At 67.8% G+C, this 16,148-nt stretch carries 15 protein-coding genes; 7 read left to right on the top strand and 8 right to left on the bottom strand.

Annotated features, from left to right (window positions below):
* Positions 1-286: 286 nt before the first annotated feature.
* From BAU06_RS14045 to BAU06_RS14035, 3 genes are read right to left on the bottom strand one after another with little or no spacing between them, the layout of a single operon-like run.
* Positions 287-1,249, bottom strand: a complete 963-nt coding sequence (locus tag BAU06_RS14045) for a Bug family tripartite tricarboxylate transporter substrate binding protein (protein WP_066350121.1) — start codon at positions 1,247-1,249, stop codon at positions 287-289.
* Between the two features lie 25 nt (positions 1,250-1,274).
* A complete protein-coding gene (locus tag BAU06_RS14040; RefSeq protein ID WP_066350120.1) occupies positions 1,275-2,216 on the bottom strand; it encodes an NAD(P)-dependent oxidoreductase in 942 nt (313 codons plus the stop codon).
* Positions 2,217-2,220: 4 nt separating this feature from the next.
* Positions 2,221-3,378 (bottom strand): mandelate racemase/muconate lactonizing enzyme family protein, encoded by a 1,158-nt coding sequence (locus BAU06_RS14035; RefSeq protein ID WP_156770230.1) that lies wholly within the window; start codon positions 3,376-3,378, stop codon positions 2,221-2,223.
* 114 nt (positions 3,379-3,492) lie between these two features.
* Here BAU06_RS14035 and BAU06_RS14030 point away from each other — a divergent pair, with 114 nt between their 5' ends.
* Both BAU06_RS14030 and BAU06_RS14025 read left to right on the top strand, forming a co-directional pair.
* Positions 3,493-4,218 carry a GntR family transcriptional regulator gene (locus tag BAU06_RS14030; RefSeq protein WP_066350113.1) on the top strand — a complete coding sequence of 242 codons (726 nt, stop codon included), beginning with the start codon at positions 3,493-3,495 and terminating at the stop codon, positions 4,216-4,218.
* 139 nt (positions 4,219-4,357) lie between these two features.
* Complete coding sequence (locus BAU06_RS14025; protein WP_082993684.1) at positions 4,358-5,326, top strand: formate/nitrite transporter family protein; 969 nt, start codon at positions 4,358-4,360, stop codon at positions 5,324-5,326.
* An 8-nt stretch (positions 5,327-5,334) separates the two neighbouring features.
* On the opposite strand, the gene BAU06_RS27290 is transcribed toward BAU06_RS14025, so the two are convergent.
* The 4 genes from BAU06_RS27290 to BAU06_RS14005 all read right to left on the bottom strand — a co-directional run bounded on the left by BAU06_RS27290 (position 5,335) and on the right by BAU06_RS14005 (position 9,006).
* A complete protein-coding gene (locus BAU06_RS27290) occupies positions 5,335-6,318 on the bottom strand; it encodes a histidine phosphatase family protein (RefSeq protein WP_066350107.1) in 984 nt (327 codons plus the stop codon).
* A gap of 81 nt (positions 6,319-6,399) precedes the next feature.
* Positions 6,400-7,218: a DUF2182 domain-containing protein gene (locus tag BAU06_RS14015; protein WP_066350104.1), complete on the bottom strand. Its 819-nt coding sequence runs from the start codon at positions 7,216-7,218 to the stop codon at positions 6,400-6,402.
* Positions 7,215-7,817, bottom strand: a complete 603-nt coding sequence (locus BAU06_RS14010; protein ID WP_066350098.1) for a DUF1326 domain-containing protein — start codon at positions 7,815-7,817, stop codon at positions 7,215-7,217. The genes BAU06_RS14015 and BAU06_RS14010 overlap by 4 nt, the downstream gene beginning before the upstream one ends.
* A 232-nt stretch (positions 7,818-8,049) precedes the next feature.
* Positions 8,050-9,006 carry a LysR family transcriptional regulator gene (locus BAU06_RS14005; RefSeq protein WP_066350094.1) on the bottom strand — a complete coding sequence of 319 codons (957 nt, stop codon included), beginning with the start codon at positions 9,004-9,006 and terminating at the stop codon, positions 8,050-8,052.
* A 182-nt stretch (positions 9,007-9,188) separates the two neighbouring features.
* On the opposite strand from BAU06_RS14005, the gene BAU06_RS14000 reads away from it, so the two are divergent.
* Positions 9,189-10,277, top strand: coding sequence for a tartrate dehydrogenase (locus BAU06_RS14000; RefSeq protein ID WP_066350091.1), 1,089 nt, complete (start codon positions 9,189-9,191; stop codon positions 10,275-10,277).
* Positions 10,278-10,480: 203 nt separating this feature from the next.
* Complete coding sequence (locus tag BAU06_RS13995) at positions 10,481-11,410, top strand: Bug family tripartite tricarboxylate transporter substrate binding protein (RefSeq protein ID WP_231934100.1); 930 nt, start codon at positions 10,481-10,483, stop codon at positions 11,408-11,410.
* 178 nt (positions 11,411-11,588) lie between these two features.
* Here BAU06_RS13995 and BAU06_RS13990 read toward each other — a convergent pair whose 3' ends face one another.
* The gene (locus BAU06_RS13990; RefSeq protein WP_066350089.1) at positions 11,589-12,596 is read right to left on the bottom strand and encodes a hypothetical protein; all 1,008 of its coding nucleotides are present in this window, start codon (positions 12,594-12,596) and stop codon (positions 11,589-11,591) included.
* Between the two features lie 357 nt (positions 12,597-12,953).
* Here BAU06_RS13990 and BAU06_RS13985 point away from each other — a divergent pair, with 357 nt between their 5' ends.
* Genes BAU06_RS13985 through BAU06_RS13975 form a run of 3 tightly spaced genes read left to right on the top strand, consistent with a single transcriptional unit; the run spans position 12,954 to position 16,144 of the window.
* A complete protein-coding gene (locus BAU06_RS13985; RefSeq protein ID WP_066350085.1) occupies positions 12,954-14,150 on the top strand; it encodes an aromatic ring-hydroxylating oxygenase subunit alpha in 1,197 nt (398 codons plus the stop codon).
* A 1-nt stretch (position 14,151) separates the two neighbouring features.
* Complete coding sequence (locus BAU06_RS13980) at positions 14,152-15,156, top strand: D-2-hydroxyacid dehydrogenase (protein WP_082988215.1); 1,005 nt, start codon at positions 14,152-14,154, stop codon at positions 15,154-15,156.
* 31 nt (positions 15,157-15,187) lie between these two features.
* Positions 15,188-16,144: a PDR/VanB family oxidoreductase gene (locus BAU06_RS13975; protein ID WP_231933878.1), complete on the top strand. Its 957-nt coding sequence runs from the start codon at positions 15,188-15,190 to the stop codon at positions 16,142-16,144.
* The last annotated feature ends 4 nt before the right edge of the window (positions 16,145-16,148 follow it).

The raw sequence follows: 16,148 nt of genomic DNA, 5'->3' as shown, positions 1-16,148 counted from the left end.
GTGCCGGGTGTTTCCGCGGTGGAGACAGGCGATCCTTGGCGCGGGACGGGTCGGGACTGCATAAGCGGAGAAGCGGAAGCGAAATGGAAACCGGAGGATCGGCAAGCCGGCTTGCCTGCTTGCGTCCCGCGACCTTGCCTGCGGGCGGGGCAACGGGCTGACCTGGCCGATGGCCCGCCAGTATAGGGCCGTGTGTCCCGCCTTGCTTCATGCGCCGCCATGCAAAAAGCCCGGCGCGCCTCGCGGCGGCCGGGCTGGCCTGGCAAGCGTTCGGGACGCCGAAGACCTACAGATTTCCCGCCTTGACGATGCCGCTGAACTTGTTCCGTTCCTTCTCGACGAAGGCGCGGAATTCGGCGGTGGGCATGCCGCTGGGTTCGGCGCCCTGTGCCACCAGCACTTTGCGCACATCGGGCATCTGCAGCACCGTGGCGACGTCCTGCTGGATACGCTGGACGACGTCATCGGGCGTGCCTGCCGGCACGAACACGCCGAACCACTGCGTCAGGTCGAACTTCTCCAGGCCCTGGGTCCGCGCGACCGGCGCAATATCGGGCGCCGCGGAAGCAGTGCCGGGGCCGGAAACCGCCAGGGCTTTCAATTGGCCGGACTGGATATGCGGCAGGCCGGTGGGCAGGCCCACGAATCCGATGTTGACTTCGCCCCCCAGCAGCGCGCTGATCGACGGCGCCACGCCCTTGTAGGGGATGTGGGTGAGCTTCACGTCGCCCAACTGTTCCAGCAGGACCGCCGCGAGGTGCTGCGGCGTGCCGTTGCCCGACGATGCGTAGGTCAGGCCGCCGGGATGCTTCTTGGCGTAGGCCAGCAGTTCCGCCACGTTGGAATAGGGCGCATTGGGCTGGGTAACCAGCACGAAGGGCAGGCGCACGGCCAGCGTGACGGGCACCAGATCCTTTTCCGGGTCGTAAGGCATCTGCTGCATGATGTACTGGTTGATCACCACTTCGGCCGTCGCCGACATCATGATGGTCGTACCGTCCGGCTTGGCGCGGGCCACATAGGCGGCGCCGATCGAGCCGCTGGCGCCGGCCTTGTTCTGCACGACCACGGGCTGGCCCCAGCGTTCGGACAATTTCTGCCCGACCAGGCGCGCGACCGGGTCCACGCCGCCCCCCGCGGGATAGGGGACGATCAGGTTGACCGGCTTGTCGGGCCAGTCGGCGGCCTGTGCGCCCGCGACCGCGCCCAGCGCGACCAGGCAGCCGGTAATCCATGCAGCGATTTTCATTTTGTACATCTCCTTCCAGGATGGCCTAGCGGTTCGCACGCAGCCTTTGCGCGATGGCGTCCGCGATGGCGAATGACACACGTGTGTTGGACTCGGCCGTGACGCCGGCGATATGCGGCGTCAGGACCAAGTTGGGCACCCCCTCGAACACGGAGTTCGCGGGCAGGGGTTCGTCTTCGAAAACATCGACGGCCGCGCCGGCGATCGTGCCTTCGCGCAGCGCATCGGCCAGGGCGGCCTCGTCGACCACGCCGCCGCGCGCCACGTTGACCAGGACGGCGTGGCGCGGCATCAGCGCCAGGCGGCGGGCGTCGATCAGGCCGCGGGTGGCGTCCAGCAGCGGCACATGCACGGAAACCGCATCGCTTGCGCGCAGCAGCGCATCCAGGTCGGCGTGCCGCGCCACGTCGCGCCACGCTTCGTGCTTGCCGTCCAGCGCGGGATCGTGGGCGCAAACCCGCATGCCGACCGCGCGGGCCAGGGCGGCGGTGGCGCGGCCCACGGATCCCAGGCCGACGATGCCCAGCGTCTTGCCGGCGATTTCCCGGCCGTTCACCAGCCGCGCGCGCGGCCATGCACCCCGGGCGACCTCGCGGCTGGACAGGTAGGCGTCGCCGCGCAGCATCATCATCGCCGTGCAGACCACGTACTCGGCGACCGCGCCGGCGTTGGCGCCCACCGCTGGGATCACCTCGATCCCCAGTCCGCGGCAATGGACGAGGTCTATGTTTTCCAGGCCCACGCCCAGGCGTCCCACCGCCTGGAGCCGCGTCTGGCGGTCCAGCAGGCCGGCGTTGACCTGTGTGCGGTTGCGGACGATCAACGCGTCCGCATCCGCAAGCAGCGCGGCCAGTTCCTCGCGCCGTTCACACAGGTCGGGCTGGTAGAGGGTGTCGAACTCGATGGACAGCTGGCGGACCGCGCTTTCGTCCATGAACTCGGCGATAACGATTCTTTCCGTGGGCATCGCCTCAGGCCCCGTGCGAGGCGACGACATACGGCGCCAGCCGGGCCATGGGCGGCTCGACGCCCAGTCCGGGTGCGTCCGACAGCGTGACCATGCCGTCCTTCACCGCATGGCCCTCGGGCATGAGCAGATCGCGCAGGGGATTAGTGTTGGAATCCACTTCGACATAGCCGGGCCCGCCCACGGCCGCCTTCAGGTGCATGGAGGCCGTCAAGCCCACGCCGCCTCCCAGCCAGTGCGGGCAGTACCAGCGTTCGCGCAGCAGGACGTTCCGCACGACCGGCAGGCAGCCGCTGAAGCCGCCCCATTTGCCCAGGTCCGGCTGGATGACGGCGATGCCGCCCTGTTCGATGGCCGCCTGGAAGGACTCGGCGCCGCGCAGATTCTCGCCGGCCGCGATGCGCAGGGGGGCCTTGGCGGCCAGCGCGCGCCAGGTTTCCCATGGCGTGTCGGCGGGCAGGGGTTCTTCCAGCCATTCCAGGCCGTAGGCGGCCAGCCTGCCGGCCATCTCGGCCGCCTGGGACGGTGTCCACGCCTGGTTGGCGTCCACCATGAGGGTGGCGTCCGGCCCCATCGCATCGCGCAGCGCGCGCACGTTGTCCTCGTCGCGCCGGTCGCCGAAGCCGACTTTCAGTTTGAAGGCGTTATAGCCTTCGCGTGCCTTGGCCTGCGCCACCCGCTCCGGCCGGTCAGGATTGATGCCCGAGGTGTAGACCTGGATGGTGTTTTGGCCCGGCCGGTCCTGCGCGCCCAGCAGCTTCCACAAGGGCTGGCCGGCGCGCCGCGCCACCATGTCCCAGATGGCCGTGTCCACGCCAGCGATCGCGTGCGCCAGGGGGCCCGCCTCGCCGGACTGGATCGCTAAAATGCGCACGCCTGCGCTCAGCGATTCGAAGCACGCGGCCGGAGAGGGCCACGCACGGTCGCACAGCAGCGGCCGTATGCAGCTATCGACCAGGCGTGCCCGGTGTTCCGCGCCCACGGCGGGAAAGTTGCACCATACTTCGCCCCAGCCGCGATGTCCGTCCGTATCGGTGACGCGCACCAGCACCGCCGGGCGATCGTGCATGATGCCGAAGGACGTGCGCACCGGCGGATCGGCCGGCACGCGCAGGACAAAGGTTTCCAGCTTGGCGACTTGGAAGGGATGGTCTTGGGTCATGGGTGGCGATAGCATCCAGGGTGCGTCTTGGCACGATGGCCGAAAGGCGGAACCGGCAGGTCGATACGAAAAAGACCCGATTAAATCCGAAAGTACATAATACTAGACTTATATATGTCTGTACACCGTCAAACCCTGGCCCCGGGCCCGATTCCGCGCTATATCGCCGTCGCGGACCAGTTGCGCCGCCGCATCGAGAAAGGCGAGTGGCCGGCCGGTCACGCCTTGCCTTCGCTACAGCAGTTGGCGGAAAGCTTCGACGTCGCCCGGCTGACGGCACGCCAGGCCGTGCAACTGCTGGTCGCCGAAGGGCTGCTGGCCAGCCATCGCGGGCAGGGGACCTTCGTTACCGAAGCGGTGCGGCCGATCCGGACCGCGCCCCTGGAAAGCTCATTGCGCGAGCTGGGCGATACCTATCGCAGCCTCGCCCCCATCATCCTGGCGATCGACGAGACGCCGCGGCCCCTGCCGGTGGGCGGCGGCCGCGACGAGGGATACGTCTACATGCGCCGCCTGCATATGAATGACGGCCGTGCCTACTGCGTGATTTCGCTGTATGTGGCGCGATCGGTGTTCGCCCTGGCGCCGGAAAAATTCCGCACGCGCGCCGTGATCCCCATCATGCTGGAATTGCGCCGCGTCCGCATCGCCAATGCCCACCAGACCTTGACCATAGGGACGGCCGACGCGGAAACCGCCGCCTTGCTGCATATCGCCAAGGACGCGCCGGTTGCCAATGTGGCGCGGGTCTTCCATGACGAGGACGGGCAGGTGATCTATTACGCCGAGGTCACGTATCGCGGCGACGCGATCCGGCTGGAGATCGACCTGAAGGCCTAGGCACGCTGTCGCGCGCACGGCGCGGCGCTGCCGCGCGGGCAGCGGGGTGGCGCGGTGGCGCGGGTATGGCGTTTGCTCTTGCGGCCTGCACGTCCGCGTCCGCGGCCTGCAGAAGCGGATGACCCCTTCCCCAGCCCCTATGCCCAACGATAAAGATCCTGGTATTCGCGACGATGCGCGCCGCCGCGATGCGCGCGGCCGCGACGGCGACGACAGGCGGCCCGGCACCGAGACCGGACCCGATTCAGAGACCGAGACCGAGGCCGGAACCGAGACCGAGGCCGGCGGCCATTCCCCGCATTTGTCCGAAGACGAGCGCACGCAGGCGGCCGATCACTCCACGCCGCATGCGCTGGTCATCCATGAGGTCGTCCGCGAGGACGGCGAGGCCGCATTGCGGCGACCGGCCTCGGCGCTGGCCTGGTCCGGCCTGGCGGCCGGGCTTTCGATGGGGTTTTCCTTCCTCGTGCAGTCGGTGCTGTCCGCGGCGCTGCCCGACACGGGCTGGCGCCATCTGGTCGCGGGACTGGGTTACTGCGTGGGTTTCGTGATCGTGATCCTGGGACGCCAGCAGCTGTTCACCGAAAGTACCTTGACGGTCGTGCTGCCCGTGCTGACGCATCGCAACGGACGCACGCTGATACCGGCCCTGCGCCTGTGGGCCGTCGTGCTGGGCGCCAACGTGGTGGGGACGATCGCGTTCGCCGCGCTGCTCCGGGTGCCGGGCGTATTCCAGCCGGATGTGGTCCAGGCCTTGGCCGAGCATGCCATGGAGCCGATGTCGGGCGATTTCTGGTCAACCGTGCTGCGCGCGTTGTTCGCCGGATGGCTCATTGCCCTGATGGTATGGATACTGCCCAGCGCCCGCTCCGCGCGCCTGCTTACCATACTGCTGATCAGTTACGTGGTGGCCATCAGCCACCTGTCGCACATCATCGCGGGTTCGGCGGAAGCCGCCTATGCCGTCATGTCCGATCGCGCGTCGGTTCATGACTTTCTTGTGCGCTTCTTCTTGCCCACGCTATTGGGCAACATCGTGGGCGGCGTGTCCCTGGTCGCCATGGTGAACCACGCCGCGGTGGCGGCCGAAATCGAGCACCGCGACTGAAGCGCCCGCTAGGGCCGCCGCGGCGGCTGCGGGCTGTTCGCCGGATTGGTGTCCAGCTTGTCGACGCCCAGGATGCCGGCGTCGGGGCCCAGGGCAGACAGATCGGCGCGCAGGGCGTCGGCGATATCCTGCCCGTACACTTCGGCCTCGTCCACGTATACCGTGAAGACGCGCCGGTACTTCGCTTCCTTGTCCGGATTGCGCAGCGTGTCGGCCGTCCATTGGTACAAGGGATAGTCCTGGATGCCTTCCCGTTCCGCCTCGGCCACATAGCGAGCGAAGGCGTCGTACTGCGAGATGATGGACGCGTCGTGCTTGTCCAGTATCGCGCGCAGCCGGTCCAGCGCCGGCGTGTCGCGGCCGTCGCGCCAGGCATCGGCCAGCTCCTGGGTGACGTTCATCCGCACCTGGTACTGCCATTCCTTCGGCATCGATATTCCTTTTTCCATGGCGCCCAAGGGGCCGATGACCTGGTGGCCGCCGGCCTCGCGGCGCAGGACGATGATCTCGCCCGAGCCCACCGGCAGGCCCGTCAATTCCGTAATGTTGACCTGATGCGTCACCAGGATCAATGTCGGTCCTTGCCAGGCATCCACGAAACGGCGCAGCGCCGCGGTTTGCTCGTCCCGGCCGCCCGCCGTGCGCAGCAGCGAATTCAGGATGGGCAGCGGATGAACAGGGCCCATATCCAGCAGCCGCGCGGTGTCCAGCGCGCGGCACCACTGGCTGCTGTAGATCTCCGCCTGTATTCCGTGCGCCTTCAACGCCTGTCCCATCGCGGCCGCCTGCCGGCGGCCGGCGGCGCTCAGATTGCGCTGGGTGGCGCAATCGTCCAGCCGGAAACCCGGCGGATCGCCGGTGCCGGGCGCTTCGGCATGGCGCATCAGCGCCACCCCGCCGGGCTGCCGCAAGGCGGTCCACGCCGCCTCATCGGCATGGACGGCGCCGCAGGCGAGCAGCGCCAGCAGCAGGGACAGCAGCGGTTTGGCCATGATGGATCTCCATGCGGCGGAGAGGACCCGCGGCGCATGGGCGATGTCCATGCGCCGTGGGCTGCCCTCCGGCGATCCACTTTACACGTTGGCGATCACCATGGCGATGGCGCCGCCCAGCAGCGCGATGCCCAGCGGCGCGCTGATGCGGCGGCCCCAGGGCAGGTTTTTTTCGACCGCCATCGCGCATGCCAGCAGCAGCATCCATCCCAGGCTGCCCATGCCGATGGCGAACATCAGCAGCATCAGCGCCCAGCAACAGCCCACGCAGAACAGGCCATGATGCGCCCCCAGCATGAAGGCCCGCCTGGCGGCGGATCCGCCATGCCAGTGGCGCATCACGAAGCCCAGCGGCGCGCGGCATTCGTCCAGGCAGCGGTATTTCAGGGCGCTGAACTGGAAGGCGCCGGCCAGCGCGATGCCGGCCGCGCCGACCAGCCAGCCGTGCCAGGCCAGCACGGGAATGCGCGCGAACAGGCCCAGCAGCGCGGTATGCAGCAGGTGCGCCAGCACGCCGAACGCGCCCCACACCGCGGCATAGCCCAGGCCCAGCAGCGTCAACAGGCGGCCGCGGTCCGGCCGCCGCGCGGTCAGGCGGTCCACGATGTCGAACAAGGGCAGGGTGGTCGGCAGCATCATCGCCGCGATCATCAATATCCAGGCCGCGCCATAGAGGACCAGCGGCAGGATGACATCCCCGCCCGGGATGGCGCGGCACAGGAAGGCCGCCGGCCCCGACGCCGTCCAATCGCCGCCGTGGTCCAGATAGCGCCCGTAAGGGCTGCGCGCCCAGGCCCACAACGCCAGCCACGCCAGCGCCGCCAGCCCGGCCAGCACCGGCAGGAAGACGCGGCGGTGGCGCCGGCCGCCGGACCGGGCGGCGCCGGCGGTGGCGCTCATCCGTCGAAGACGAACGTGCTTTGCAAGGCGTTATGGTCCTTGATGTCGACATCGATGCCCAGCGCCTTGTTCTTCGAGCGGTAGGTGGGCGCCTTGCCGACGAAAACCGGCGCGCCCGGCACCGTCGAGAAGATCGTGTCGGTCAAGGTGGTCTGCGCGCCGGTCGCGCCCAGATAGGGCTCCAGCTCGGCGTAATAGTCCGCGCCGATCTCGAGTTCTCCCTTGCCTTCCGACACGGTGAAGCGGATGGGGGCCCGTTCCACCGAGACGACTTCCCCGATCAGTTGCGCCAGATCCGCGATGGGTCCGCCGGCGCGGCCGGTGTAGACCTTCAGCAGCGCCTCTTCCTGCTCCGGCGATGCCCGTTCGTCGATGTAGATCGCGGCGGTCCAGTTGCCTTGCAGGATGTTGCCCGGCACGTGCGCGACGGCGGCGATGGTATTGCCGCCCACGTCCACGCCGTCGATCGTCCCAGCGTCGATGCGCCAGGCGACGATGGTGTCGCAGGTGCCGTTGTCGGGATCCTCGCCTATCCAGCAGGGGCACAGGACCTTGCAATTGCAGACCTCGAGCAGACGGCCTTCCAGGTGATAACTCATATCGACCTCCCGCGCCCTTGCGTGCCTGGGGCGCCGCCATTGCGGCTGTAGGGGAAAGCACCAGACGATTCTTGTCTCGCGCCGGGGGCGCGTCAAGCGTGGAGCACCGCTGGGGTAAGGCGTCGATCCTTTGGACGTGTCGTTACGGTGGGGCGCGCGCGGGCGGCGCCTTCGGGCGCGGGGCGGCCTCCATCTTTCAGGCCCCGCCCGGCGGCGCGAGGCCCGGTCCCTGTCAGGCGGGCGGCCGCAGGGGCTTGAACCGCTCCACCAGGAAATCCACGAAGCTGCGGACGCGGGACGCCATGCGCAGGCGCTGGTGGTAGACCGCGTAGATATCCGCCTCCGGCGTGGCGTACTGCGCCAGCACCGGTACGAGCCGCCCGCTTGCCAGATAGCGCTGGATATCCCATTCGGCGCGCATGACGATGCCATGGCCGTCCAGGGCCCAGCGCACCGCGATCTCGCCGTCATTGGTGGTCAGGTTGCCGCGCACGCGTATCGCCTGGGCCTGCGCTTCGCCGGAGGACGCGGGCCGGGCGCCGCGCGGCCGGCGCACGGGCCTCAGGCGCCAGACGCCGTAGGCGTCGCTGCCTTGGCGTATGCCTATGCAATTGTGGCGCCGCAGGTCGGCGGGCGACTGCGGCGTGCCGCGTTCGCGCAGATACCTGGGCGCCGCGCACAGCAGCCGCCGGTTGGGAGCCAGGAACGTGGCAACGAAACGCGCATCCGGCGGCGCGCCGAAACGCACGCAGACATCGAAGGCGTCCTCGTCCAGCGGCGGCGGATCGGCCGAGAGCTGCAGCTGGACCTCCACATCGGGATAGCGCCGGCTGTATTCCGATATCACCGGGGCCACGTGCATGCGGCCGAAGCCCAGGGTGGCGTTCACGCGCAGCAGGCCGCCGGGCTTGTCCTTGGCGCGCCCCAATAGCTGCCGCAGATCGTCGATATCGCCCAGGATGGCGCGGGCGCGTTCGAGCAGGACCTCGCCTTCCGGCGTGGCGCTGATGCGACGGGTGGTGCGCACCAGCAGCGGCAGGCCAAGGCGCGACTCCAGGGACGACAGGCGTTTGCTGACGGCGGCGGTCGAAATGCCCAGATCGCGCGCCGCGGCGCTCAAGGTGCCGGCGCTGGCGACCGCCACGAAAAAGCCCAGGTCCGACGCCTGGAGACCTGCTGCCTGGATCATTGGATGCTTGCCCTTGCCGCGCGCCGGCCGGCCATGGTGTTTCCGAAGAGAGCGGTCGCCCGGGATGGGGGCGCATGCCTGCAATTGTTAACTGCGGGTTAACGACGGTTCAACTTTAGCCACGTTTTTCAACGATGTCCACGGCCCACAATAAGGCGGTCGCAGCGCAGGAGCTCAATGAAATGAAGACGTACAAGATCGCCACCATCCCCGGTGACGGCATCGGCAAGGAAGTCGTCCCCGCGGGCCGCACCGTCATGGAGGCCGTGGCCGCGATGCAGGGGGGCCTGCGGTTCGAGTTCGAGGACTTCGACTGGGGCGGCGACTACTACCGCCGGCATGGCGTGATGATGCCCGAGGACGGCCTGGATGCCTTGCGCGACAAGGACGCCATCCTGTTCGGTTCGGCCGGCGACCCGGATATTCCCGACCACATCACGCTGTGGGGCCTGCGCCTGAAAATCTGCCAGGGCCTGGACCAGTACGCCAACGTGCGGCCCACCCGCATCCTGCCGGGCATCGACGGGCCCTTGAAGCGCTGCGCGCCGGAAGACCTGGACTGGGTCATCGTGCGCGAGAACTCCGAGGGCGAATATTCCGGCGTGGGTGGCCGGGTGCACCAGGGCCATCCCATCGAGGCGGCCACGGACGTCTCCATCATGACGCGCGTCGGCGTGGAGCGTATCCTGCGTTTCGCCTTCCGCCTGGCGCAGTCGCGGCCGCGCAAGCAACTGACGGTGATCACCAAATCCAACGCCCAGCGGCATGCCATGGTGATGTGGGACGAGGTCGCCGCGCGCATCGCGCAAGAGTTTCCCGATGTCCGCTGGGACAAGGAATTGGTCGACGCCGCGACGGCCCGCATGGTCAACCGGCCGCGCACGCTGGACACCATCGTCGCCACCAACCTGCACGCCGACATCCTGAGCGATCTGGCGGCGGCGCTGGCCGGCAGCCTGGGCATCGCGCCCACCGGCAATATCGATCCGGAGCGCCGCTACCCCTCGATGTTCGAACCCATACACGGCTCGGCCTTCGACATCATGGGCAAGGGCTGGGCCAATCCCATCGGCACCTTCTGGTCGGTGGTCATGCTGCTGGAGCACCTGGGAGAGGCCGATGCGGCCCGCCGCCTCATGGCGGCCATCGAGGCCGTGACGGCCGATGCCACGCTGCATACGCGCGACCTGGGGGGCCAGGCCGGCACGGAGGACGTGACGCGCGCGGTGTGCGCGCGGCTGTCCGCCAGCGGCGGCACGCGGACGGGTTGAGCAAGGCACGGGCGGCGATGCCGCCACGGATACGGCGAGCCGGGCCGGAACCGGCCGTCCATAACGACAACGAGGAGACAGCAATGCGCGTGATTTCTTTTTTTGCGCGGGGCCGGCGCGCCGGTCGCAAGACCGGTCCCGGCATCCGCCGGTTCACGGGCCGGGCCCTGGGCGCGGCCGTGCTGGGCGCGGGATTGGCCGCCATGGCCAGCGCGCCAGCCGTCGCGGCCGATGACTGGCCCAGCCATGCCCTGACCCTGGTCGTGCCGTTCCCCACCGGCGGCACCACCGACGTACTGGCGCGCGCCCTGGGCGACCAGCTGTCGCGCAGCCTGGGACAGCCCGTTATCGTCGAGAACCGTCCCGGCGCCGGCGCCACCATAGGCGCGGATTACGTCGCCAAGGCCAAGCCCGACGGCTATACGCTGCTGATGGGCGCCGTGCACCACACCATCGCCACCAGCGTCTACAAATCCCTGGGCTACGACTTCCAGAAGGACCTGGCGCCCATCGCGCCCATCGCCATGGTGCCGAATGTGCTGACCATCAATCCCGCCCATACGCCGGCCAACAGTGTGGCGGAACTGGTCGCCCTGGCGAAGAAATCCCCCAACGGATTGACCTACGGGTCCAATGGCTATGGGACGGCGCAGCACCTGATCGGCACGCAATTCCAGGCCGCCACCGGCGCGACGCTGCTGCACGTCCCCTACAAGGGCAGCGGCCCGCTGACCACGGACCTGCTCGGCGGGCAGGTCGCGATGTCCTTCGACACCATGACCACGGTGCTGCCGCAGATCAAGGCCGGCAAGCTGCGCGCATTGGCGGTCACCACGGCGCAACGCAGCAAGGCCTTGCCCGATGTGCCGACGCTGGCGGAAGCCGGCCTGCCGGGCTTCGACATCGGCACCTGGTTCGGTGTGTTCGCGCCGGCCGGCACGCCGCCGGCCGTGCTGGAGAAACTCAGCAGCCAGGTGGCCAGGATCACGGCATCGCCGGAATTCCGGCAGAAGCTGGACGCCGCCGGCGCCGAGCCGATGACGGCCACGCCCGCGCAGTTCGCCCAGCGCATCGACGCGGAGACGAAGCGGTTCGCCCAGCTGGTCAAGGACCACAATCTCAAGGTGGAGTGAAACCTTAGGGCCTGTTAACCGCTAGAAGGAGCCTCGCACTGGCCGGTAGGGTGAGTACGCAAACCGGCGCCTGGCCGCGTTACGAATGCTCGCCGTGGCACCACCACGACCGCGCTTCGTGCCTTGCCATCCACCGGTTTGCGTACTCATGCGAGGCTCCTTCTAGCGTTAACAGGCCCTAGTCGCCCTTGCAGGCGCACCGCCGCTTCAGATCCGCGCGGTCGTCCGAATGGATTTCCGCGCAGCGGGGGCAGACTTTCAGCCGGGCACTTTGGCCGCCGATATCCGCCAGCACGGCCCGCAGACGCTTGCGCGCGCTGGCCTCCATGATGCCTCGATGGACCTGCTGGCTTACGAAAAACGCCGTCCATGGCTGCGCCGCGGGGCCTCCGCGCGGTTTATGGGACAGCAAAGGCGTCACGATCTGGATACGTTCGCCGATCTGATCGTGCGTGGTCGCCAGGAAGAACCCCAGTCCCAGTTCGGCGCCGGGATACTTGGGATGCTCGGTATAGCGGTCCGTGCGCGCCACGCGGCCCGGTTCGAGATCGGGCGCGGGGAACTCGACCAGGATCGGCGCGTATTCCGCCACCCACTGCGCGAACGATACGCCGCCCGCCCGCATGCGCTGGCCGGCCAGGAAGTCCAGGTGTTGCTTCAGCTTGGCCGAGGGCAGGGCAGGCAGGCGGCCGACGGCGACCGCGGCGCTGGCCGAAACCGGGGGCAGCTCCGGTAGCCGCATTTCCTTGAGGACAGCCATCCCGACCGCTTCGAACTCCGGGGCGAACAACAGCTTTTGCGTGTACACGAACAGGCCGTGCCGGCGGATGTGCTGCGTAATGGTGGTGGCTACCTTCAGCTTCTGGAACTGGAAGGTGACCGCGTCGGGGACGGGTCTGCCCGCGCGCTGGTAGGCGCGGCGCAGCGCCGTGTCGGCGCGTGCGGCGACCGCATCGTCGCGCACGTGGAAAGCCCAGGTGGACAGGGCGGTGTGTGGGGCGTCGGCCTGGGCGCGGTCGATGACGATCGGGATGCCAAGCTTCGTCATCTCTTCGAAGCTGGAGACGGCAGGGCCGGCGAGCGCGGCGGCGACCAGCTGTTGGCAGGTCTGGACCGAGAGCGGCAGGTCGTCTGCCTGGAAAGCGTCAGCCGCGGACACGGCGGCGCGAATGGCGATAGAAGCCATGATGCATTCTCCCAAAGGAGGCGTTATTGCCGGTGGACACGACTGCTGGGGGTCGTGCGCGATGCTGGCAAAGGACTATGCATCTGGCACAACGGGAAAGGCGGGTAATACCTGTTGCGGGCGCTGAATGTAAGCAGCATGCAGCACGACAGCGCAACGGCGGCATTGTGCGCGACAGTCGCGCGGCGCGTCAACACCCGTGCCGCGTCGTCGGGTTTTCCGTCGCGCCGTGCATCCCGGCGGCGTCATCGGGACTTACCCGCATCGCGCAGGGAAAACTGACAAACTAGTTGACGCACACCAAGCCGGCTCCTACCATCTGGTTAACTAGTTGCACAGACCACAAGGTGGAGCGCGATGCCCGACTCGATCCCTGACTCGATTTTTTCCCCCGAACACTACGCTGCATCGCGCTTGCCCCTGCACCAGGCATCGCCGCTGCCCGGCTGGTGCTATACGTCGCCGGAGTGGTACCGCAAAGAGCTGGACACGATGTTCCGCAAGGACTGGCTGTGTGTCGGGCGGGCGGAGCAGGTGCCCAAGGTGGGCGACTATTTCTCCATCGAGGTCATCGGCCAGCCCCTGATCGTGGTGCGCGACGACGGCAACAAGGTGCGCGTGCAGTCCGCCCTTTGCCGCCACCGCGGGGCCATCATCACCGAGAAGGCCGGCCATTGCCGCGCTTTCGTCTGTCCGTATCACAGCTGGACGTACAACCTGAGCGGCAAGCTCATGTCCACCCCCGGCAATCCGCCGCCGATGGCCGGCGTGGAGGGCTTTCGCAAGGAAGACCACACGCTGAACCAGGTGCGCAGCGAGCTCTGGGGCGGCTTCATTTTCATCACCTTCAACGACCAGGCGCCGCCCCTGCGCCAGTGGCTGGGCGATCTGCCGGACTTCCTCCAGGGCTATGACCTGGAAAGCATGGTGTGGACCAACAAGGACGTCTACGAGGTGGATTGCAACTGGAAGGTGTGGCTGGAAAACGCCTTCGAGAACTACCACGTGCCGACCATCCACCGCGACCACTACGACCCGGCGAATCCGCAGAACTGGGTCTTCGAGCGTACCCATGGCCCCTGGGAGGCCATGTCCAGCAAGCGCAGCATCGTTGCCTATTCCGGGCTGCCGCAGGCGCCGGGCCTGGACGGGGACAAGGCCTCCGCCCTGTACCACATCTGGATCCAGCCCAGCCTGCAGATCATCCTGACGTCCTCGTATATGAAGTTCCGCCAGTACCTGCCGGAAGGGCCGGAGAAGCTGCGTCTCTACGAGAACTGGACCTTCCCGCGCAGCACTGTCGAGATGCCGAATTTCAGCGACATCGTCGGTCCGGACTACTACGAAAAATATTCCCAGGTCGTCCGCGAAGACATCACCATCAACCCCAACGTACAGCGCGCGATGCGCAGCGGCGCCTACCGGCCCGGGCGCTTTTCGCTGGAAGAATACGTAGTGCACCGCATCGCCAATCGCGTGCTGGATAGCGTGATCGGCCCCGACGGGGAAAACCAGCGCCGCGCGCGCGAAGGCCAATTGCAAGAGGTAGCCTGAGATGTCCTTCGACAAGAACAAAGCCCTGCATATCCATATCGAGAACGCCAGCAGCCTGATGCCGGTTTTCATCGTGCGGCCCGACCAATACGAAAAGGCGCTGGCGCGCCATCCCGACGTGGCCGGGCGCATCCGCACCACCTGGGGCAAGGATGGCGACATCTATGCCCGGGAAGCGCGCACCGCCGATGCGATGATCACCTATCGTTTCCCGCACCAGTCGCTGGCCCAGGATGCGCCGAACCTGAAGCTGTTGCAGATCCTGGGCGCGGGCGTGGATTATCTGCTGCCGCTGGATTGGGTACCCCCGGGCGTGACGGTGCTGACCAATAGCGGCGCCCATGTACCGAAGGCGTCGCAGTCGGCCTTGATGGCGCTGCTGATGCTGAATGCGCGCCTGCCGGAGCTGAACTGGAGCCAGCGCAATCGCGAATGGAACCGGATCTTTACCTCCACGCTGGAAGGCAGGACCCTGTTGATCGTCGGCGTGGGCGCGATCGGCGCGGGCGCCGCGAAGTACGCCAAGGAATTCGGCATGACGGTGCTGGGTATCCGCCGCAGCGCCCAGCCGCAGCCGCACGTCGACGAGATGCATGGGCCGGACGCGCTGCACGCGCTGCTGCCGCGGGCGGACTTCGTCCTGGCCAATACCGCGCTGACGCCGGAAACGCACTTCATGTTCGGCAGCAAAGAGTTCGGCCTGATGCGCAAGGGGGCGGGCTTCGTCAATATGTCGCGCGGCGGACTGGTGGATCCCGCCGCCCTGGACGAGGCCCTGCGCGGCGGGCAGCTGAGCGGCGCGGTCATCGACGTGACCTATCCCGAACCGCCGCCCAAGGATTGGCCGTATTGGGAAACCCCCAATCTGCTGATCACGCCCCACGTGCTGTCCGACGATATCGAGAACTATGTCCCGCGCACGCTGGATCTGTTCTTCAACAACATCCGCAGCCACTTCGAAGGCAAACCCCTGACCAACCGCGTCGACCTGGACCGGGCCTATTGAACTGGCCGACATCGCACATCGAGAGCAAAGCGTGAACGAGCCCGCCGAAGAGTCCCGCCTGGTGCGGATCCGCGAGGTCCGCCGGGTGGCCGTCGATATCAACAGCTACGAACTGGCCCCCGCGGACGGGCGGCCTTTGCCGCCCTTCAGCGCGGGTTCGCATATCGACGTGCTGGTGCCGAACGGCATGACGCGCCAGTACTCGCTGTACGGCGATCCGGCGGACCGCGGCGCCTACCGTATCGCGGTCAAGCGCGAAGCGGCGGGGCGGGGCGGGTCGGCCAGCCTGCACGACAAGGCCGAGGCCGGCACCGCGCTGGGCATCGTCGGCCCCCGCAACCACTTCCCCTTGGCCGCGCAGGCGCGGCACAGCCTGTTCATCGCCGGCGGCATCGGGATCACCCCCATCCATGCGATGGCACGCGAACTGTCCGCGCGCGGGGCGCCATGGACCTTGCACTACTGCGCCAGGTCGGCCGATCATGCGGCCTTCCACGACGAACTGCGTGCGTTGCCGGGTGGCCAGGTCATCGCGCATTTCAGCGAGGTGCCGACGCTGGACGTCGCCACGCTGCTGGCCGAGCCGCGGGAGGGCACCCATGTCTATTGCTGCGGCCCGCAGGGCTTGATGAAGTCGGTCGAAGCGGCGACGGCGCACTGGGCCCCGGGCCATGTGCATTTCGAATGGTTCGCCGCGCCGGACACCGCCTGGCCGCCCAATCAGCCCATCGAAGTCGAACTGGCCCGTTCCGGCACCGTCGTGCAGGTACCGGCCGGCCGCACCATCCTGCAGGTCCTGCGGGAACACGGCGTGGACGTGCCATGCGCCTGCGAGGAAGGCGTCTGCGGTACCTGCGAGACCGCGGTGCTGGCCGGCGAGCCCCAGCACCGGGATATCCTGCTCACGCCGGAAGAACGCGCGGCCAACCGCACGATGATGGTGTGCGTCTCCCGCGCCAATTCGGCCCGCCTGGTCCTGGATTTGTGAGCGC

The sequence above is a fragment of the Bordetella bronchialis genome (genome assembly GCF_001676705.1).
Classification (GTDB): domain Bacteria; phylum Pseudomonadota; class Gammaproteobacteria; order Burkholderiales; family Burkholderiaceae_B; genus Bordetella_C; species Bordetella_C bronchialis.
Note: the sequence above shows the minus strand (reverse complement) of the source record. Positions and strands in the feature narration are given on the sequence as shown.